The 20,755-nt window shown below is 50.6% G+C and carries 18 protein-coding genes; 14 read left to right on the top strand and 4 right to left on the bottom strand.

The genetic code is table 11. The features are described 5' to 3' along the window. Positions 1 to 50 precede the first annotated feature (50 nt). Positions 51 to 1,841 carry an oligoendopeptidase F gene (gene pepF, locus T458_RS30600; protein WP_023554289.1) on the top strand — a complete coding sequence of 597 codons (1,791 nt, stop codon included), beginning with the start codon at positions 51 to 53 and terminating at the stop codon, positions 1,839 to 1,841. Between the two features lie 80 nt (positions 1,842 to 1,921). On the opposite strand, the gene T458_RS30595 is transcribed toward pepF, so the two are convergent. Next, positions 1,922 to 2,281, bottom strand: a complete 360-nt coding sequence (locus T458_RS30595; RefSeq protein WP_023554288.1) for a Lin0512 family protein — start codon at positions 2,279 to 2,281, stop codon at positions 1,922 to 1,924. A 162-nt stretch (positions 2,282 to 2,443) separates the two neighbouring features. On the opposite strand from T458_RS30595, the gene T458_RS30590 reads away from it, so the two are divergent. The 10 genes from T458_RS30590 to T458_RS30545 all read left to right on the top strand — a co-directional run bounded on the left by T458_RS30590 (position 2,444) and on the right by T458_RS30545 (position 15,067). Next, positions 2,444 to 4,435, top strand: coding sequence for an ATP-dependent DNA helicase (locus tag T458_RS30590; RefSeq protein WP_023554287.1), 1,992 nt, complete (start codon positions 2,444 to 2,446; stop codon positions 4,433 to 4,435). Positions 4,436 to 4,541: 106 nt separating this feature from the next. Further along, positions 4,542 to 4,751: a hypothetical protein gene (locus T458_RS30585; RefSeq protein ID WP_023554286.1), complete on the top strand. Its 210-nt coding sequence runs from the start codon at positions 4,542 to 4,544 to the stop codon at positions 4,749 to 4,751. Between the two features lie 107 nt (positions 4,752 to 4,858). Beyond that, positions 4,859 to 5,839 carry a 2-hydroxyacid dehydrogenase gene (locus T458_RS30580; protein WP_031305308.1) on the top strand — a complete coding sequence of 327 codons (981 nt, stop codon included), beginning with the start codon at positions 4,859 to 4,861 and terminating at the stop codon, positions 5,837 to 5,839. Positions 5,840 to 5,881: 42 nt separating this feature from the next. Continuing rightward, positions 5,882 to 7,894 (top strand): S9 family peptidase, encoded by a 2,013-nt coding sequence (locus T458_RS30575; RefSeq protein ID WP_023554284.1) that lies wholly within the window; start codon positions 5,882 to 5,884, stop codon positions 7,892 to 7,894. A 308-nt stretch (positions 7,895 to 8,202) separates the two neighbouring features. Then, the gene (locus T458_RS30570; RefSeq protein ID WP_051410009.1) at positions 8,203 to 9,249 is read left to right on the top strand and encodes an ABC transporter ATP-binding protein; all 1,047 of its coding nucleotides are present in this window, start codon (positions 8,203 to 8,205) and stop codon (positions 9,247 to 9,249) included. Beyond that, on the top strand, positions 9,249 to 10,235 hold the full coding sequence (locus T458_RS30565; RefSeq protein WP_023554282.1) for an ABC transporter ATP-binding protein: 987 nt from the start codon (positions 9,249 to 9,251) through the stop codon (positions 10,233 to 10,235). The genes T458_RS30570 and T458_RS30565 overlap by 1 nt, the downstream gene beginning before the upstream one ends. Positions 10,236 to 10,258: 23 nt before the next feature. Beyond that, positions 10,259 to 11,209: an ABC transporter permease gene (locus tag T458_RS30560; protein WP_023554281.1), complete on the top strand. Its 951-nt coding sequence runs from the start codon at positions 10,259 to 10,261 to the stop codon at positions 11,207 to 11,209. 20 nt (positions 11,210 to 11,229) lie between these two features. Then, a complete protein-coding gene (gene opp4C, locus T458_RS30555; RefSeq protein ID WP_023554280.1) occupies positions 11,230 to 12,147 on the top strand; it encodes an oligopeptide ABC transporter permease in 918 nt (305 codons plus the stop codon). A 49-nt stretch (positions 12,148 to 12,196) separates the two neighbouring features. Beyond that, positions 12,197 to 13,861, top strand: a complete 1,665-nt coding sequence (locus tag T458_RS30550) for an ABC transporter substrate-binding protein (RefSeq protein WP_023554279.1) — start codon at positions 12,197 to 12,199, stop codon at positions 13,859 to 13,861. A 24-nt stretch (positions 13,862 to 13,885) separates the two neighbouring features. Beyond that, positions 13,886 to 15,067, top strand: a complete 1,182-nt coding sequence (locus tag T458_RS30545; protein ID WP_023554278.1) for a M20 metallopeptidase family protein — start codon at positions 13,886 to 13,888, stop codon at positions 15,065 to 15,067. 61 nt (positions 15,068 to 15,128) lie between these two features. Here the strand turns inward: T458_RS30545 and T458_RS30540 are convergent, their stop codons facing one another. From T458_RS30540 to T458_RS30530, 3 genes are all read right to left on the bottom strand, one after another. Beyond that, positions 15,129 to 15,839, bottom strand: coding sequence for a B3/B4 domain-containing protein (locus T458_RS30540; RefSeq protein WP_023554277.1), 711 nt, complete (start codon positions 15,837 to 15,839; stop codon positions 15,129 to 15,131). Positions 15,840 to 15,867: 28 nt separating this feature from the next. Further along, entirely contained in the window at positions 15,868 to 16,506 is a 639-nt protein-coding gene (locus tag T458_RS30535) for a LysE family translocator (RefSeq protein ID WP_023554276.1), read from the bottom strand. Between the two features lie 69 nt (positions 16,507 to 16,575). Beyond that, positions 16,576 to 17,193: an FMN-binding negative transcriptional regulator gene (locus T458_RS30530; protein WP_023554275.1), complete on the bottom strand. Its 618-nt coding sequence runs from the start codon at positions 17,191 to 17,193 to the stop codon at positions 16,576 to 16,578. Between the two features lie 118 nt (positions 17,194 to 17,311). On the opposite strand from T458_RS30530, the gene T458_RS30525 reads away from it, so the two are divergent. The 3 genes from T458_RS30525 to T458_RS30515 all read left to right on the top strand — a co-directional run bounded on the left by T458_RS30525 (position 17,312) and on the right by T458_RS30515 (position 20,736). Next, positions 17,312 to 18,691 (top strand): MocR-like pyridoxine biosynthesis transcription factor PdxR, encoded by a 1,380-nt coding sequence (locus T458_RS30525; RefSeq protein ID WP_023554274.1) that lies wholly within the window; start codon positions 17,312 to 17,314, stop codon positions 18,689 to 18,691. A gap of 146 nt (positions 18,692 to 18,837) precedes the next feature. After that, positions 18,838 to 19,809: a peptide-methionine (R)-S-oxide reductase MsrB gene (gene msrB / locus T458_RS30520; protein ID WP_031305307.1), complete on the top strand. Its 972-nt coding sequence runs from the start codon at positions 18,838 to 18,840 to the stop codon at positions 19,807 to 19,809. Positions 19,810 to 19,839: 30 nt separating this feature from the next. Beyond that, positions 19,840 to 20,736: a M15 family metallopeptidase gene (locus T458_RS30515; RefSeq protein WP_031305306.1), complete on the top strand. Its 897-nt coding sequence runs from the start codon at positions 19,840 to 19,842 to the stop codon at positions 20,734 to 20,736. Positions 20,737 to 20,755: the final 19 nt, after the last annotated feature.

Here is a 20,755-nt window from a genome sequence, read left to right as displayed (position 1 = left end):
AAAAGTATCCAATACATCTTTTCATAGTCGAAAAGAGGAGGAAATCCCAGATGAGATTGACGCGTGAACAAGTGCCCACCGAACAGACTTGGAACCTGGATGATCTATTTGCCTCGCAGGAAGAATGGGAGAGTAAGCTGCGCGAATTACAAGAATTGCTGCCTGCCGTAACTCGTTACAAGGGGGAATTGAACAACGCGGACAAGCTGCTCGCATGTCTCGAAGCTGAGGATGCGCTGGCAGTGCAGCTTATCCAACTCCACACTTATGCGAGTCTGCGTCTGTCAGAAGACGGGACGAACCCGGCCAATCAGTCCAGGTCGGCACAGGTAGGGGACATCGCTTCGCAGATCCAGTCCTCGCTCTCTTTTATCCGTTCTGAAATTCTGGACCTTCCCGATGGCAGCTTGGAGCGATTCTTGGACGAAGAGCCGGGACTTTTGCCATTCCGTAAAAAACTGCTGGATCTGTATGCGACAAAGCCCTACCGGTTGTCAGCAGAGACCGAATCCGCTCTAGCAGCTTTGGGAGAGGTATTTTCCGCTCCTTATCTGATCTACAATCGCAGCAAGCTTTCCGACATGCGCTTTGACTCCGTCGCAGACTCGGCTGGGGTGATGAGACCGGTATCGTTTGCCTTGTTTGAAAGCGACTATGAGATGTCATCGGACTATCAGCTTCGGCATGCTGCCTACGAATCTTTTACCAAGACGTTGCAAGCGTATCAGCACACCTTCGCCGCTGCGTACGCCACAGAGGTGAAAAAACAGACCGTACTTTCCCGTCTGCGCGGTTATGAGTCCGTCACACATATGCTGTTGGACACGCAGAAGGTAAGCATGGAGATGTACCACAATATTCTCGACATCATCGGGACCGAGTTGGCGCCGCATATGCGTCGCTATGCTCGCTTGAAGGCGAAAGTCCTAGGATTGGAAAAGCTCCTTGTCTGTGATTTGAAAGTGCCGCTCGATCCCGAGTTCAGTCCGAAGGTAACTACGCAAGAAGCTGGCAAGACCATTCTCGCCGCCCTTGAAATCATGGGCGAGGAATATACCGCGATCATGAAACAGGCGTTGGATAACCGATGGATCGATTATGTAGACAATGTCGGAAAATCTACGGGAGCGTTTTGTTCCAGTCCATACGGAGCACATTCGTTCATTCTGATTACTTGGGCGGACAACATGCGAAGTGCCTTCACGCTTGCCCACGAACTGGGGCATGCCGGACATTTCATGCTGGCGGGAAAATACCAGCGCTACGCCAACTATCGGCCGTCCCTCTATTTCATTGAGGCCCCGTCGACGCTAAATGAACTGCTGCTTGCCCAGCATATCCGCGAACAGTCCGATGACACCCGTCTCAAACGCTGGGTCAACCTGCAGCTTCTGAATACGTACTATCACAATTTCGTCACCCATCTGCTGGAAGGACAATTGCAAAAGAAGGTCTATGAAGCGGCAGAGGCTGATCTGCCAATCACAGCGAAACAACTTAGCGAATGGAAGGGACGGGTGCTTTCCGATTTCTGGGGCGACGCGGTCGAGTTGGATGAAGGCGCGAGTTTGACCTGGATGCGTCAGCCGCATTATTATATGGGGCTCTATCCGTACACGTATGCGGCAGGACTTACTGCCTCTACGGCCATGGCCGGGCAAATCAGACAGGAGGGGGAGGCAGCCGTCCAACGCTGGCTGGAGGTTTTGAAGGCGGGCGGATCCTTGTCGCCGCTCGAGCTGATGAAAATGGCAGGTGTAGACATGTCCCAGCCAGACCCGATTCGCGAGGCGGTAAGGTATGTTGGGCAGCTTGTAGATGAGCTGGAACAAGCCTTTTAGACCATAGCAAAAACAAGAGAGTGCTGCATCCGTTCGCATGCGAGTCGGGAAGCACTCTCTTTCTTGTTTCTACCGATTGACTAATAGCCTACTTCCACCGAAGCGATGACGACATAAGCCAAATCATTTTTATCCTCTTTTTCGGCAATCACGACACCGCTGGAGGTCAACATTCCGCCGTCGACGATTTCAAAGCTGACCGCTCCATAAGGCAGCTCCTCACGTACCACAGCCAAATCCAGCTTTTCCTTGTCTGCCGGCACAGCCAAGCGAACATGCACCTTCATGTTGTGAATATCGTTGCCAGGCAGAACAGATCGCAAACCGGGCATGGAATTGTGATGGATCGCGTTTTGCACCGCACGCACTGCGGCTTTCGTCACGTTTTGACCGTGCAGGTCGATCCCCATGCCAATTTCAATAAACATCACTTTTTCCATCGCAACAATCGCTCCTGTCTTTGGTAGATGACGAAAACTAGTGTACCACTTTTTCTTCTTTCGGACATTTTCTTGCGTCTTTTAAGCGAAGAGATATTGTGTTCAGAGGACGAACATGCGATTATTACATTTTGAGCTGAGTACAATGGAGGCAGAACATACGTGGAACGCTACCCCTTTTCATACGATCCGACACAACCGTTTATCCCGCAAGTCAGTGACTGGATTGCCGATGTCTTTTATGAAGTATTGCCCGAAGCAGGATTTGAGGTGCGGGATGAACAGATCTACATGGCTTTTCAACTCGAACGGGCCTTTTTAGAAAAGCAGACGATTTTTGCAGAAGCAGGAGTCGGTACTGGGAAGACGCTGGCCTACCTGCTGTACGCAATCTGCTATGCCCGCTATACGCGCAAGCCGGCAATCATCGCCTGTGCGAATGAATCATTGATCGAACAACTGGTCAAGCCGGAGGGGGACATCGCCAAATTGGCCCGGCACCTGAATATGAAGATTGATGCGCGTCTGGGTAAGTCACCCAACCAGTACCTTTGTCTGCAAAAGCTGGATCAAGCCCGTTTGCGGGAAGAAGACGGGGAGCTGTATCAGGAAATCTATCAGGAATTGCCTCCGTTTGTTCATAACTACGAAGCCTTGCAAGCATTTTCCCCCTATGGGGATCGCAGTCAATACCCTGCACTGGACGACGAACAATGGAATGTGGCCAACTGGGATGTTTTCCAGGATTGCTTCTCCTGTGACAAGCAGCATCGCTGCGGGCAGACGCTCTCTCGGGATTTCTATCGCAAATCGGCTGATCTCATCATCTGTTCGCATGACTTCTACATGGAGCATGTCTGGACCTACGAGGGGAGAAAACGGGGAGGACATTTGCCATTGCTCCCAAGTCACAGCTCTGTCATTTTTGACGAGGGGCATCTGCTCGAGACGGCAGCGCAGAAGGCTTTGACCTATAAACTAAACCACAACGTATTTGAAGAAGTGATCACCCGCCTGCTAAAAGGCGAGATTCGAGAGTCTTTGGCGTACGCAGTAGAGGATGCGATCATGCAAAGCGACAATTTATTTGCCATGCTCAAGCAGGAGAGCAAACCGGTTCCCGGTTCTGAGCGCAGGGAAATCACGCTCCATCCTGGATTGCTTGCGCAGATTCAAGCGTTTTCGAGTCTGATCGATTCCATACAAGAAGAACTGGTATTAGAGGGCGGTCTGTACACATTGGATGAATTCCAACTGAATATCGTCAGCGAGCATTTGGAGATGATTCAGATCGCGCTGCAATTGTTCGAAGACCCTTCGAAAGTCATTACCTGGGTGACAGAAGATGCGACTGGGACGAGTCTCGTGGTAATGCCGCGAAAAGTGCAGGAGGTTCTGAAGGAGTTCGTCTTCTCGCAAAAAATGCCGGTCGTCTTCTCGTCTGCCACCTTGTCTGCGGATGGCTCTTTCTTCTATCTCGCAGACAGCCTGGGGATCGATGAATATCTCTCTTTTTCCGTAGCATCTCCCTATGATTACGAGAATCGGATGAAGGTGTTGGCCCCTGATTTCACGTCATCTGATGCGTTTGCGGAAAAGGTAGACGTGACGCTGGAAATGCTGGAGAAAACACAGGGGAGGTCCTTGCTGCTGTTTCCCTCCTTGGAGGAGATGCATGCCTTCAAGCAAAGCCTGCAGAGCAGGAGCGAGACCAGCAATCAGCAGCGTTTCCTGTTTGAAGGGGATCAGGAAATCAGTCACTTGATCTCCCAATTCCAGCATGATGAACACAGCAATTTATGCGCCGTTTCCCTATGGGAGGGATTGGACGTGCCTGGGCCTTCCCTTTCTCATGTCGTCATCTGGTCCTTGCCATTCCCGCCGAATGATCCCGTGTTCGCGGCGAAGCGCAAGGCGGCTGCCGGCAATGCTTTCAATGAGGTAGACATGCCGTACATGCTTTTGCGCTTGCGCCAAGGCATCGGCCGGCTAATCCGCACACGGGAAGACAGCGGGATTATTACGTTGCTCAGTCCAGAACTGCAAGCAGATGAAGGGTTGCGCAAGAAGGTAGAGAAAGCCCTTCCAGTAGGCGTGGCTTGGCACAAGTCTGCTGCACAGGTTTGGCAAGAGCATGCCGAGTCAAAACTTTGACACTTCTGTTACGGTTTGGAAGGATGATGATATCTTTGGTATTCTCTTGGTATAATGGAGGATAAGATACAAACCATCGTGTTGCCAGGATGGAAGACAAGGGACGGTGTTCTTATTGGGTAATGTCGATTTTGCCAGTTTGCCGTGGGACTTTTTCTGGGTTGCCGTAGCCTATTTTATGGTAACCGGCGTGCTGTTTTGCTTCAGCATTCTGCGCTTTGCCCAACAACGCAAAAAAAGCGGGGTCGTCTTTATCGTCGGCGCTGCGATCAGTGCAGCCTACTTCTTGAACTATTTCTACACCAACCACATCTAGGGCAGGCAGGAATTTAATCTATCGATACGGAATCCATGAGGGACCAACGAAGAAGCAAATCGTTGGTCCTTCTTCTATTTTCCTTCAGAAAGCGGGGCGCAGCGAACATGAAGCCAAAAGTAATCGCGTATAAAAAAATATACCCGGAAGTCCTGGCCTACTTGCAGGAAGCATGCGAGGTCATGCACCTGGAAGAGTGGAACGAAGAGGCCCGATCTGCCTTTGATGCAGCCTTGGGCGAAGCGGAGGGTCTGATTGGCACGGGTTTGAAAATCGATCACGAACTGCTGAAGCGCGCACCAAAGCTGAAAATCGTCAGCAATATCGCAGTCGGCTACGACAATTTTGATCTGGGAGCCATGAGCCGGCATCATGTCATGGCGACCAATACACCAGACGTATTAACGGATACGGTAGCTGATACGATGATGGGATTGATCCTGGCGGCAGCGCGACGGATTCCGGAGATGGACCAGCTCGTAAAGTCAGGCCGCTGGACGTCGCCTCTCACATCCGCCCAGTTTGGCACGGATGTCCATCACAAGACCTTGGGCATCGTCGGAATGGGCCGGATCGGTTCTGCTATCGCCAAACGGGCACATCTTGGTTTTGACATGAACATTCTCTACCATAATCGTTCGCGCAATGTAGAGGTGGAGCGCCGATACCAGGCCACTTACTGTACGCTGGACGAACTGTGCAGGCAGGCGGATTTTGTCTGTGTGATGGTGCCGCTTACGGAAGAGACAACCAACCTGATCGGGGAAAAGGAATTTCAGGCGATGAAAAAAACAGCTATCTTTATCAATGGCTCCCGCGGCGCGACTGTCGATGAGAAAGCTTTGGTCAAGGCCTTGCGGGAAGGCGAAATCCTGGCGGCAGGCTTGGATGTGTTTGCTAAGGAACCCGTCGATCACGATCATCCCCTGCTTGGCATGCCGAATGTCGTGACTCTGCCGCATATCGGGTCGGCCACGGAGGAGACGAGATTTCGCATGGCACAGTTTGCGGCGGAAAATCTGGTGGCAGGTCTGCAAGGGAAGAGGCCGCCAGCTTTGCTAAACGAAGAAGTGTATTTGAATAGCTGATGATCCTGATGCGATCAACCCATGAAAAAAGGAGTGAAAGTCATGTCTGACAACAAACGGGGCATTACAGCAGAAGATTTGTACCAAATCCGCTACACCAGTGACCCGCAGCTTTCACCAGATGGTTCTAAAGTTGTCTATGTTCTGAACAGGATTGATGAAGAACGCCAATACCAGAGTCATTTGATCCTTTATTCCCGGGAAGAAGATCGCACCACGGAGCTTACCTGCGGACCCGTGCGGGATTCCTATCCGCGCTGGTCTCCCGATGGGTCCAAACTCTGCTTTGTCTCCAACCGCTCAGGCAAGGCGCAGATCTGGATGCTTGCGATCGATGAGTCACAACCAGTGCCAAAAATGATCACGGATTGTCCGAACGGGGCTTCTGCTCCACTCTGGTCTCCGGATGGAAAGCAGATTCTGTTTTCCTCCTGGATGAAAGCGGGAGACAGGTATCGCGAAGAAGCTGCGGAACAAGAAGATTACGTTCACAAGCAAAATGCGGAGAAAGCCATTCGCGTCACCAAGATGAAATACAAGTCAGATGAATTTGGATTTTTGTACGAGAAGAACCGCCAATTGGCGATCGTCCAGGTGGAGACCGGAGAAATCAGACCATTGACGACTGGGGCGGGCGATCATACGGCGGGAAGCTGGTCGCCGGATGGCAAATGGGTCGCAATAAGCGCCAACCGTTCGTCCAACCCGGACCTGCAGCATGAGATCGACATCTACCTCGTACCTGTAGACGGGGGAGAATGGAGGAAAATCACGCAAAGCAACGGGACTTTTGGCATGCCGCGTTTTTCCCGGGATGGTTCGAAGCTGTCTTTTGTCGGCAGTCTGATAGACAAGCATCTGTACGGCACTATGAAAAAAATCTGGGTGACGGATCTTGCAACAGGAACCATTACCTGCCTCACTGCAGAGTGGGATGTACAGGTTGGCGATGTCACAATTGGAGATGTCCGTTCGCCTGGCCATCCCGATCACGGCGGCGTGTGGACAAAAGATGGGGAAGGGCTGCTGTTTTTGTCAAGTCAGCGCGGCAGATCGGGGATCTGGAAAGCCACTCTGGACGGCACTTTTTCCCAGATTATGGATGGAGAACAAAACGTATTCGGATTCTCCTACCACGCGGAGCAGGACTGTCTCGTAGCTGCCGTCAGTGACCCGCTCATCCCGGGAGATTTGTTCAGCCTCGATTTGCAAACAGGGGAAGAAGCTCGTCTGACTGATGTGAACAAAGAGCTTTTTCAGCATATCGCCTTGTCCTCGCCGGAGGAAATCCTGTTTACCGGTGCGAAAGACTGGGAGATCCAGGGCTGGATCATGAAGCCGCCAAATTTCGTGGAAGGAAAGAAGTACCCGGCCATCCTTCAGATTCATGGCGGACCGCATTCGATGTACGGGCAAACCTTTTTTCATGAATTTCAATTGCTTGCCGCCCAAGGCTATGTCGTGCTCTACACCAATCCGCGAGGGAGCCACGGGTATGGCGAACGCTTCATGCAAGCCTGCTGCGGAGACTATGGCGGTCATGATTTTGATGATCTGATGGCTGGAGTGGATGTCCTCTGCCAGCTCGACTATATCGACGAAAATCGTCTGGGTGTTGCTGGCGGGAGTTATGGAGGCTTCATGACCAACTGGATCGTTGGGCAGACGGATCGTTTCAAGGCTGCAGTAACGGACAGAAGCATTTGCAATTGGCTGAGTTTTTACGGGGTAAGCGATATTGGCTATTATTTTTCGGCAGAAGAGATTCAGGCTGATCCATTTTCCAACCCCGAAAAAATGTGGCATCATTCCCCGCTGCGTCTCGCATCACAGGTCAAGACGCCTCTGCTGATTATGCACGGAGAGCGGGATTTTCGCTGCCCGATCGAACAGGCAGAGCAGCTCTTCATCACCTTGCAGCATCAGGGGAAAGCCCCGGTATCCTTTATCCGCTTCCCTGACGCCAATCACGAGATGTCACGAAGCGGAGATCCCAGTCAGCGTGTCTTGCGGCTCAACTATACGGTGGAGTGGTTCAATCGGTATGTAAAGTGACTGGTGATGGGCCAGATAGAAAAAGGTGCTGACACAAGCAGAGAAGTCTTCTGCCGGTTCAGCGCTTTTTTTGATGAAAAAGAATGCACCAAAATGTATTCTCTGGGTTTATCTGTAAATCAATTCTCCTTAGAGCCACAAGGATTGTAAGCGCTTCACCGAAAACAGTTAATTCAGAATTGAGTGAAAAATAGATTGATTCTGCAACTAATTATCCGTATACTCTGAATAAGCATAATCTGTTCAATCCCATAAAACAAAAGAATATGTGAAACCGAGATAGTTCGTTTTGCTTGGGTGTATAGCCAATGGAACAATTGGAGGTGTGGAGTTTGGAGAATAACTTGTTGGAAGTTGACAAACTTCAGGTCGCGTTTCGCACAGATAAGGGGGAGGTAGTTTCCGTCGATGAAGTCACCTTTCAATTAAAACAGGGTGAAACCATTGGAATAGTTGGTGAATCCGGTTGCGGGAAAAGTGTCACCTCCTTGTCCATCATGAGACTCCTCGGCCGCACCGGTCTGATCAAAAAGGGAGCCATATCCTTTAACGGCAGGGAACTGACGCAGTTGGAGGAAGCTCAAATGCGCGAGATCCGGGGAAATGAAATCTCCATGATTTTTCAAGAGCCGATGACATCCCTCAATCCGGTATTTAGCATCGGCAATCAAATGCTGGAACTAATTCACTTACATATGAAAATGTCCAAGAGCGAAGCGCGGGCGTATGCCATCGAAATGCTCAAAAAGGTTGGCATACCTCGCGCAGAACAGATCATCGACGAATATCCGCACAAATTGTCCGGCGGCATGAGACAAAGAGTCATGATCGCCATGGCTCTCTCCTGCAAGCCAAGGCTGCTGATTGCGGACGAACCGACGACGGCTCTGGATGTGACGATCCAGGCGCAAATCCTGGAGTTGATGAAAAAACTGAGACAGGAATCGCAGACGGCCATCATGATCATTTCGCATGATCTGGGTATCATCGCAGAAATGGCAGATAAAGTGCTGGTCATGTATGCAGGACAAGTCGTCGAGGAGGCGGATGTGTTTACCCTGTTCGATGATCCCAAACATCCGTACACGGTCGGACTGATGGAATCCATTCCACATCTCGAACACGATAGCCAGCAAAAGCTCTTTTCCATTCCCGGAACGGTTCCCCACCTGCACGCGATGCCAAAGGGCTGCCGTTTTCATCAACGCTGCCAGCACGCCACGGAACAATGCGTGACACAAAAGCCCCCGCTGCTCACGATTCAGGGCAGCAACGGCCATCGTGTCAGATGCTGGTTGTACCAGGAAGAGGAGCAAGTGGTCTCTGGCTACGGTCAAAATGAGGTGATTGCTTAATGCGTAAACCCCCCGATAAACAGACGCCGCTCTTGGTCGTCGAAAAGCTCAAAAAATATTATCCCATCAAAAAAGGGATTATCTCACGCACTGTCGGCCATGTGAAAGCAGTGGACGGGATCGATTTTCACATCTACCCTGGGGAAACCCTGGCGCTTGTCGGCGAGTCGGGCTGCGGAAAATCGACGACGGGACGAGCTATCGTCCATCTTGAACCTCCCACAGAAGGCAGAGTGATCTTTGCAGGTCAGGACATGGCCGCGCTGCAAGGTGCAGAATTGCGTAAAGCCCGCACGGATTTGCAGATTATCTTCCAAGACCCGTACTCATCGCTCAATCCCAGAAAACGCATCGGCGATTTGCTGGCAGAGCCGCTATTGGCCCATAAGCTCGTACCGAAAAGCGAGGTTTCCCAAAAGGTAGACGAAATTCTCGAGATCGTCGGTTTGACCAAGTACCATAAAAGCCGTTATCCGCATGAATTCTCCGGAGGTCAAAGGCAACGGATCGGCATTGCCAGAGCGCTTATTTTGCAACCCAAGCTGATCGTTTGTGATGAACCCGTATCTGCGCTGGACGTCTCGATTCAGGCGCAGGTGCTAAATCTGTTGAAGGATTTGCAGAAGGAATTTCAGCTCACGTATCTGTTCATCGCGCATGGTCTGGGTGCAGTCAAGTACATCAGTGACCGGATCGCCATCATGTACCTGGGCAAAATCGTGGAGCTGGCCCAAACGCAGGAGATCTTCAAATCCCCCAGACACCCATATACGCAAGCTCTGCTGCACGCCTATCCCATCCCCAATCCGCATCTGCGCAATCGGGAGCGGATCGTGATGGAGGGGGACGTCCCCAATCCTGCGAATCCCCCGAAAGGATGCCGATTCCATACTCGTTGCCCCTTTGCCAAAGAGATTTGCCGGGAGCAGGCGCCTGATCTGACCAAAACCGCTCACGCCGTAGCGTGTCATTTTCCACTTGTCTAATATCGAAGGAGGGACGATTATTCGTGTTTCCATATATCGTACGGCGTTTGCTCATCGCCATCCCGGTGCTATTCGGAGTGACCGTGTTCAGTTTCTTTATCGTCAATCTGGCACCGGGCAACCCTGTGGAAATGTTTATCAGCCCGGATGCGACACAGGCGGACATCGAGTTGAAAAAAGAAGCATTGGGTCTGAATGATCCGATCTACGTCCAGTATTGGCGATGGTTGCAAAACCTGCTGCAGGGAGATTTCGGCTATTCCTTCTCAACCTACGCTCCGGTAGGGGAGATGGTGGCATCGCGGATCTTGCCGACGCTTTTGCTGATGGGTTCAGCTTTGCTGCTGGCATACATCTTCGCCATTCCGATCGGCGTGATCAGCGCGACTCGGCAATATTCGTGGATTGATTATCTAACCACCGGCTTTTCCTTTATGGGCATCTCCATACCGAATTTCTTCCTGGGACTTGGTCTCATCTATCTGTTTGCCGTACAGTGGCAAATCCTTCCGTCCGGCGGCATGAATACACTCGGGGGAGACGGAGGCTTTGGCGATACGATCATGCATTTGCTGCTCCCGGCTTTCGTTCTGGCTACGGGGATTGCAGGGAGCATGGTTCGATATGTGCGTTCCAGCATGCTGGAGATTTTGGGACAAGATTATCTGCGTACAGCCCGTTCCAAAGGCCTGCGGGAATTTCTCGTCGTCAACAAGCATGCCTTTCGCAACGCGCTGATTCCGATCATTACGGTCATTGGCATGGATATTCCGCTGTTGATCGGTGGGGCCGTCGTGACCGAACAGATCTTTCAGTGGCCGGGATTGGGACAACTCACGATTCAATCCATCCTCTCGCGCGATTACCCGACTCTAATGGCAATCAATTTTATCGCGGCGATCACAGTCCTGTTGTCCAATCTTCTCGCAGATATCCTCTATTCGGTTGCAGACCCGCGGATTAAATACAATTAAGGCTAAAAGGGGGGGAGCAGATGTCGCTTGCCAATCTGAAAACGGAACAGGAGCCCGTCCTGCAGCACCCGCCGGATTTGGGCCTGGGCGAAGAAGAAAGCTACCTGAGGATGATTACGAAGCGTTTTTTCAAACACAGGCTCGCGGTTGTCGGGTTGGTGATTTTCACCATCATTACGCTGATGGCGATTTTGGCTCCGTGGATATCGCCCAGGGATCCGTATGAAATCACAGGGGATTTCGCTGCGGAACCGTCTGCCGAGTATTGGCTGGGGACGGACCAGGTGGGTCGTGATATCGCGAGCCGCTTGATCTACGCGTCGCGCGTCTCTTTAGCTGTCGGGATTGGCGCCGTTGCGATTTATGTCGTCATCGGAACGATCCTGGGGGCGATTGCCGGCTATTTTGGCAAATGGGTAGACATGTGCATCATGCGGTTGACAGATGTGTTCATGGCCTTTCCCTACTTGATGGTCATCTTGGTGCTGGTCAGCATCATGGGCCCGAGTCTGTACAACATTATCATCGTGCTGGGATTGCTCGGCTGGCCCGGTATCGCCCGGATTGTACGCGGCAGCGTCTTGTCGATCAAGGAGATGGATTACGTCAAGGCAGGCATTACACTGGGGTATTCGACACCCAAAATCGTCTTCCAGCACATCCTCCCGAACTGCCTGGCTCCCATTCTCGTCAACGCCACCTTTGGCATCGCCTCTGCAATCATCATGGAAGCCTCGCTCAGCTTTCTCGGGATGGGTGTCCAGCCTCCGACAGCGAGCTGGGGCAATATGCTGACAGAAGCCCAATCGCTTACAGTCCTGTCGACACAGCTTTGGCTCTGGATTCCACCGGGGTTGATGATTTTGCTCGCCGTTCTCTCGATTAATTTCATGGGAGACGGACTGCGGGATGCGATGGATCCGAAAAGTCTGAGGTAATGAGTGATGGCAACACGTTTTTTATTACGATAGATGTGGGGGGAAAATGATGAAAATCGTCAAGAAAGCAGCAAGCATTTTGGCTATTTCTTCACTTTTCACACTGGCCGCGTGCGGTGGTGGAGGCGGGAGTTCGGCTCCGGTCCAAGGAAACGGGACCGCGGGAGGCACAGCGCAGGCGCCAGCCGGTGCCACAAGCGCGGCAGGCGGCTCCATGTTCCTGGGGATGACCAATCCGCCGATCTTGTTCAATACGATCAACAGTGTGGACGTCGCTTCGCAATTCACGGAGAAGTTTATGTTTGACTCCTTCCTGGAAATGGAAGGTCCGCTGAAATTCGTGCCCAAATTGGCCGATTCCTTTGAGACGACAGACAACCAGACTTACACGATCAAAATCAACAAGGACGCCAAATGGACGGACGGGACCCCTGTCACGGCTCACGATGCCGCATTCACCTTCAACCTCATCGCCAATCCCAAAACAGAGACGAGTGTAGGCAGCTATCTGTCCATGCTGGATGGACTAGAGGAAAACGGGAAGCTCAAAGCGGGCGAAAGCAGCATCCCATCGGTCAAAGTCGTCGACGACAAGACGTTGGAGTTCAAAACCAAAGCGCCAGTCGATCCCAATATGTTAAAAGAACAGCTGGGCTGCAAGCTGATGATTTTGCCGAAGCATGTGCTGGAAAAAGTGGACCCGGCGAGCCTGTCGCAGGACCCCTTCATGCAAAAACCTACCGTTACCAATGGACCGTTCAAATTTGTCAAATACCAGAAGGACCAATATGTAGAGCTGGAAGCCAACCCGGATTACTATCGCGGCAAACCGGAGCTGGAGAAAATGTTTATTAAAATCATGCCGTCTGCGAATATGGTCGCCCAATTGCAAACAGGAGAAGTTCACATGAACGTCGGCGGGGGCATCGGCAAAATTCCGCCGCAGGATTACGATACGGTCAAAGGCATGGACCATCTTGTCGCCAAGGACGAGCCTACGATTGGTTTCCAAACCATGATGTTCAACACGAAAAAACTCGATCCGAAGGTGCGTCAGGCAATGGCGTACGCCGTCGACCGCCAGCAGCTGGTAGACAAGCTGCTGAAAGGCTACGGGGAAGTGATAGACGGTCCCTATTCATCGGTTAACCCTTATCTCGATAAAGATCTGAAGAAATACACATTTGATACCGCCAAGGCCAAACAATTGCTGCAAGAAGCTGGGTGGGACTTCAATCGGGAGCTGCATTTCATGGTTCCGACTGGCAACAAGGTACGTGAGCAGTCCGCTGATATTATCACCCAGAACCTGATCGCCGCAGGTCTCAACGTAAAGGTCACGAAATACGATTTCCCGACCGTGCTCGCGAAGGCCAAGGCCGGAGATTTTGAAGTCGTACTGATGGGACTTACGCTGACGTTGGATCCTGAGGTCTCGTCTCTTTACGGCGTAGGCGGCACCTACAACTTTATGCAATACGACAATCCCAAGTCGGAAGAGCTGTTGAAAAAGGGCAGGGCGGAAGCCAATTCCGATGTTCGAAAAGGAATCTACAGCGAATTGCAAAAGCTCTGGAATGAAGACGTGCCGCTCATCTCTCTCTACTCAGACAATGACTTCGTCGGAATTTCGAAAAAGATTGCATATGGAGAACCCCGTGTCTTCGGTTTCCACCGCGATCTGGAAAAATGGTCCATGACAGGCGTCCAATAGACATGCAAAGAGGGGAGGAAAACGATGCTTGCCGCTATGTGTCGCGAACTGGAGACCTTGTATCCGGAAATGGTGAGGATCCGCCGCGATCTGCATATGCACCCGGAGTTGTCCTTCCAGGAGGTGAATACTCCCCAAAAGGTGGCTGATTACCTGGAAAATCTGGGCTTGGAGGTAAGGACGGGCGTCGGCGGTCGCGGGGTGGTCGGATTGCTTCGAGGAGGAGCGGCAGAAAAGGAGAGCCGTACCATTGCCTTGCGCGCCGATTTCGATGCTTTGCCGATTCAGGATGAAAAAGAGGTGCCTTACAAGTCAAAAATCCCTGGCGTCATGCACGCATGCGGCCACGACCTGCACACAGCTTCGTTGCTGGGCGCAGCCCATGTGTTAAGCAAAGTAAGGGACAAACTACGCGGCAATGTCGTCTTTCTTCACCAATTTGGTGAGGAAAAACCACCCGGAGGGGCAAAAGCGATGATCGAGGATGGCTGCCTGGACGGGGTGGATGTCATCTACGGCGCGCATGTCTGGCCGGCGTTGTCGGTAGGTGAGGTCGCCGTGACAGAAGGATATGCCATGGCAGCTGGGGATTTGTTCGAGATCGAAATCAAGGGGCGCGGCGGCCATGGAGCACAGCCGCATCTGACCGTAGACACACTGGTCGTCGGCTGCCAACTGGTCTTGAACCTGCAGCAAATCGTCAGTCGTCACGTCAATCCGCTTGAGCCCGCTGTTTTAACGGTGGCTTCCATCCACAGCGGGCAAGCCTCTAATGTCATACCGGATACCTGCAAGCTGACCGGGACGATTCGTTGCTTCAACCCGGACGTACGACAGCTCATGCATGAACAGATCGCGAAGATCACAAAAGCGACTTGCGAGGCAGCCGATGCTGTGGGGTCACTGGTGTTCCACAAAGGCTACGATGCAGTCTGGAACCATCCGGAACAGGTCAGAAGCGTCGAAGCGGCCGCGATGAAAGTTGTCGGAGAGGATAAAGTCAAACGGGTAGAACCCAGCATGACAGGAGAAGACTTTTCCGCCTACCTGCAAAAGGTCCCGGGTGCCTTTTTCTTCGTAGGAGTGGGAAATCCTGAACAGGATGCCATCTATCCCTTGCACCATCCGCGATTTGACGGAGATGAGCGGGCCATGCTGATCACGGGAAAGCTCTTTCTCCACCTGGTCTGGGAGGAATTGGGATAAATGAAGATCGGCTGTCACATGAACGGAGATGTTCGTTCGTGCGACAGCCTTTTCAAGCTGCTTACTCAAAGATTGACATTTCCTTATTATTGCGATCTAGCACTTCAATCCTCACAATGCCACCAAGATGCTGCGACACTAGATCAGACAATTCTTTCAAGGCCATATGAAACTCATCGCTTCTTGTCTCATCTATCAATTCAATACAGAGGAATGCATTTTTTGTACGTTCTGTGAGCATTGTTCTCTGCGCTTCACGCCAATTCCAGCATCTGCATATGGCACCGGCATCATCTTTGTACACAATTTCACCTTCATAAGGCGGAGCATTTTCATCACTTCCCAAGGGGATAAAAGCTTCGGTACCATTTGCCTGCGTTAGCCGAATATCACCAGCAAAAGTGTCGATATCTTCTCCACCGCACGGAAGCCCATAACGCAAGGAAATGGAATTATAGATGTCAACAAGCGGGTTTATGTTTCCGATCTGATTGCCATTTTTCACTCTTTTTAATAAAGCTTCAATGGAACACCTTGCCCCTTTCTTAGTCTTGAATTTCTGAAACGCTTCTCGCCATACGGAAATGACTGGGTTTCTACTGAATTCATCCATACTTAAAAACGTATGCGCTTCTTTTTCCGCCTCCTGCAGCAGCTTCTCGTAGATCTCAACGTCTCTTTTTGAATTATCAATCCCCTGGCAAATCACGGTGCCTATTTTGGCGTGAGGGAATAACGACCAAAAATCATCTTCAATGATAAATCTGGGCATAGCTATCTCTCCTTTTCCTTTGTGTCACTTAGGTTTTCAAGGGGCTCGCGAAGGCGGAGAATACCCCTAAAATAATATAAAAATAGCCAGTTATCCGATTCATCAGCTTCGAGCTCGCTTTCCTGCCTACGAGTCGCTTTCTCATGCTTGCTGCGAGAACTGCATACAGACCATCACAAAGTAAAGCTAGGATAATAAAGATCGTTCCTAAAAGCAAAAATTGTGACGTGACTGATCCGGCAGCAGGCGATATAAATTGCGGAAAGAAGGCTAAAAAAAACAATGCTGTCTTCGCATTCATGATTTCTACGAGCGCTGATTCATAAAAAATCTTACCTAATTTTTCGCGAGGGGCTTCTGGGATATCTGAAGCCGTTTCAGCAGATTTAGAAAATAAAGTCTTGCACCCCAGATAGATCAGATAAGCAGCACCCAAGTACTTCACGATCTGAAAGGCTGTAGCAGAAGTCATCAGTATCGCAGAAACTCCCATCGCTCCAGCTAAAACATGAACAGAACCGCCAAGAGATACACCGAGAACGGATACCAGGCCCGCTTTTTTTCCCTGATTTATACTTCTTGCCATGATATAGAAGACTGCTGGTCCAGGGATGATTAACAATGTCGCAGCAGCCAAAACAAACAGCCAAATCGTTGATAGCTCCATAACGTGCAACTCCTTGTTGTAATTTTGGGCATGATTGATTCGGGCTCCTCCTTAGTATGGTGAAAAAGGTTACCCTTTTTGCTGGAGGTTGGCTTTCATCAAGGAGGCAATTTGCTGTTCGTTTGGGTGTGGAATCTGTTCCAACTGTTTGATAACGAGTTCTTGTCTCTGCAAGGAATGGTTTTGACTTATCTTTGCTTTTCCTTCCATTCGATCGATTTTTATTCTGAATCCTTGAATGCCCTTGCTCATGCCAAGGAGAAATTCAGCATCTAACTCGTGTAAATTGTATGAACTGTCTGGGGCTTCGTACTTTCCTACCAGATCATGCAAGGAATCCATGAGCTCCTGTTCATTTTCAATTAGCTCAACTTCTCCGTAGACATGAACCGTGACATAATTCCACGTTGGCACGGCTTTATTGGTCTCATACCAGGAGGGGGAGATGTAGCAATGAGGACCATGAAAAACGGTTAAGACTGTCTGATTTTGAATATCCCTCCACTGCGGGTTCGAACGGGCAAAATGACCGTACAAATAGGTTTTCTCCTGATTTAATAGCAGAGGCAAATGGGTAGCGAAGGGGATCCCGTTATGAATCGAAAACAGCGTGGCAAAACTGTTTTCCTGTATGACATCGTAGGCAGCAGTTCCTTCTTTCATCGTAAAATGCTCTGGAATATACATGCGACATCCCCTCATTCCTTTTTTATATACAACCAACATCCTTACACGGAATGATAGTATCCAAACTGACATGAAAAAAGGTACAATACTGAAAAAATGAACATGTCAGAGGGATAAAATGATAAATACCATATTTGCTTTGACGGATCGAGCGCCTAAATACAAACAAATCTACGAGCATTTCAAATTATTGATTGAACATGGCGACATTAAGGCGGAGGAGCCATTGCCCTCCATTCGTTATCTTGCACAATCCCTTCAAGTAAGCCGCAATACCACATTAATGGCTTACGAGCAGCTCGTTGCAGAAGGCTATATTCGCGGAAAAGGGCGCAAAGGGTATTTTGCAAATGAATTAGAGCCCCTTTCCTTTCAGGAGGCTCGCAGTTCTTCTATTCCCAAGCAAACAGAGCCGATACCATCTGTTCACATTGATTTCCGTGCAGACGTCGTCGATCAATCGCATTTCCCTTTACAAACATGGAGGAGAATCTCGAATCAAGTATTAACGGCAAAGGACAGCTTTCGATACGGGGAACCTTTTGGCGAATTGTGCCTCCGCGAACAAATCGCAGCCTATATACTTCAGTCTCGCGGGGTGAGAACAGACCCGCATTCCATTATTATCGGAAGCAGTACCCAACAAATGCTCGTATACCTCGGTCATGTCCTGAAACATGATTTTTCCAGCATGATCGTGGAGGATCCTGGTTATGACGGCGCCAGGGAAGCTTTTCAGCTGAATCGTTTTACACTTGAAACGTTGCCCGTTTATGAGACAGGCGCTGATTTTTCACATCTGGAACAGATGAAATCTCGAATCGTTTATGTGGCGCCATCCCATCACAGTCCGTACGGGGTAAGCATGCCTATTCAACAAAGACATGCGCTGATCCATTGGGCAAACAAGAGGCAGGGGTACATTATCGAGGACGATTATGACAGTGAGTTTCGCTATACCCAACAGCCTTTTCCCGCTCTCGCTTCCATCGATGCAGCGAGAGTGATTTATCTCGGAAATTTCTCAAAGTGCTTTCTTCCTGGAATTCGTTTAAGTTATATGGTATTGCCTCAGCCGCTTCTCAACCGTTATAAAAATCAGTTCAAACGGTTCGAGAGCACCACTTCGCTGCTCAGCCAATTCACAATGGCGAAATTTATGGAACAAGGGGAATGGAATCGCCATATTAAACGCATGCGGCACGTTTATAAACGCAAAATGCAGCACTTGGTTTTGGAGTTAAGGAATCATTTCAAGCAAAATATATCTATCATTGGCGAGCAGTCGGGCTTGTACGTACTAGTGAAAGTACACTTGGAACATTCAGAAGAGTGGCTTATTCAACAAGCTTCCAAACAGGGGGTTAAAGTCTATCCTACTACTCCTTTCTTCATGGAAAACAAAACTGACAGACCCATGATTAAACTTGGTTTCAGCAATTTATCATGTGATGAAATCCAGCTTGGCGTAAAGCTCTTAAAAAAGGCTTGGCTATAGAATGCCATCACACGTCAGCTGCGTAAGAAGGGCCTCCTGCTGGGAGATCGGACCCTGCTGAACAACTGAGGAGTGGTCTTCTCATGGATTTCCATGTAAAATCAGTCGTATACACTTGCAAGGAAATGCCAAGGGAGGCGAATTACTTGAGCGATCATACTAGCAATTACCGTGTCGCAACCTTTGCAGGAGGATGCTTCTGGTGCATGGTGAAGCCATTTGACCAGATGCCGGGCATCATTCGCGTCGTGTCCGGATATACAGGGGGAGAGGTCGAGAACCCCACGTATGAACAGGTATGCAGCGGTGCGACAGGACATTACGAGGCCGTTCAAATCACCTACGATCCTGCGTTGATCTCCTATCCGCAGCTCCTGCAAATCTTCTGGCGGCAAATAGACCCCACCGATGCTGGCGGACAGTTCGCTGACCGTGGACAGTCCTATGCCCCGGCGATCTTTTACCACGACGAGGAGCAGCATCAGCAAGCCCTGGAATCCAAGCGGCTTTTGGAACAGAGCCAACGCTTCGACAAGCCGATCGCTACGCTGATCCTGCCTGCGAAACCTTTTTACCCAGCTGAAGAGTACCACCAGGATTACTACAAGAAAAATCCGCTTCGCTACAAGTATTATCAGGCTGCATCCGGTCGTGCTTCATTCGTAAAGGAAGCGTGGCGCGATACGAACCGCCTGGAAGAATTGAAGCAACGATTGACTCCGATGCAGTTCCATGTGACACAGAACAACGGGACGGAACCGCCTTTTTCCAATGAGTACTGGAATCATCAGGAGGAAGGAATCTACGTCGATATCGTCTCCAACGAGCCGCTGTTCAGTTCGCTTGACAAGTTTGATTCCCACTGCGGTTGGCCTTCTTTTACCCAGCCGATTGAGCAGTCGCAGGTGACAGAGCACATCGATCTGAGCCACAACATGATCCGCACGGAGGTGCGCAGTCGCGAAGCAGATTCCCATCTGGGACATGTTTTTGAAGACGGTCCAGGTCCCAATGGACTGCGGTACTGCATCAATTCGGCAGCATTGCGATTTATCCCCAAAAAGGATCTGGAAAAAGAAGGATTCGGAGAGTACCTGCGTCTATTTGAAAAAAAATAGAGAGATCTTCCTTTGAAAGGACAAGAAAGCATGGAGAGAGTGTGGAAACAAAGAGGTTCAGCCCTTTTGCTTGGAGCAGCGGTCTTGCTTGCCATGACAGGCTGCAGCGGGCAGGCAGCAAGCGGCGAGGTGATACAGTCCCCGCCCCAGGAAACGGTGACGCCACCGCCAGCGCAAGAGGAGCAGCCTCCACAAACGAGTGAAGAGCAGGAGGGGACGGATGTGAAGCCTTCGCAAGAGGAAGAAGCAGGCAAGCCGGCTGAAGCTGCGCCACAGGAGCAAGGAACAAGCGAGCAAGAGGAAATACCTGCGGGTCTGGATCTGGAGGTCGTAGCGGAGCCGGCAAGCATGGCCGTGCTGGTAAACAAGCAGCATAAATTGCCGGAATCATACGAGCCGCCAGATCTGGTCTTTCCGAATGTGCCGTATCTTCTGCCGGAAAAAAGCGAGAGAAGGAAAATGCGTCAGGAAGCAGCGACTGCCTTGGAGCAAATGTTTGCCGCAGCCAAAGCGGACGGGATTCAGCTTGCAGGAGTTTCCGCATACCGCCCTCACGCCTATCAAAAAGACCTGTTTAACCGCTACGTGAAAAAGGATGGGCTGGAAAAGGCGAGAACCTACAGTGCGTATCCCGGTACGAGCGAGCATGAGACAGGGCTTGCCATCGACATCTCTGGCATCGATGGCAAATGCGCAGCCAGCAGCTGTTTTGCCGGGACGAAGGAAGCGATCTGGCTGGCTGAGAACGCAGCGGATTACGGATTTATCGTGCGCTATCCGGAGGGAAAAGAAGCAATCACTGGCTATATCTATGAGCCATGGCACATGCGCTATGTAGGGGTGGAAACTTCCAAGGCGATTGTGGAGAGCGGCTTGACCATGGAGGAATACTTCGGGATTGCCCCAGTGTCTAGTCAGAATCCATAGAGAAAGACTGACGATGGCT

Source organism: Brevibacillus panacihumi W25 (assembly GCF_000503775.1).
GTDB lineage: Bacteria > Bacillota > Bacilli > Brevibacillales > Brevibacillaceae > Brevibacillus > Brevibacillus panacihumi_A.
Note: the sequence above shows the minus strand (reverse complement) of the source record. Positions and strands in the feature narration are given on the sequence as shown.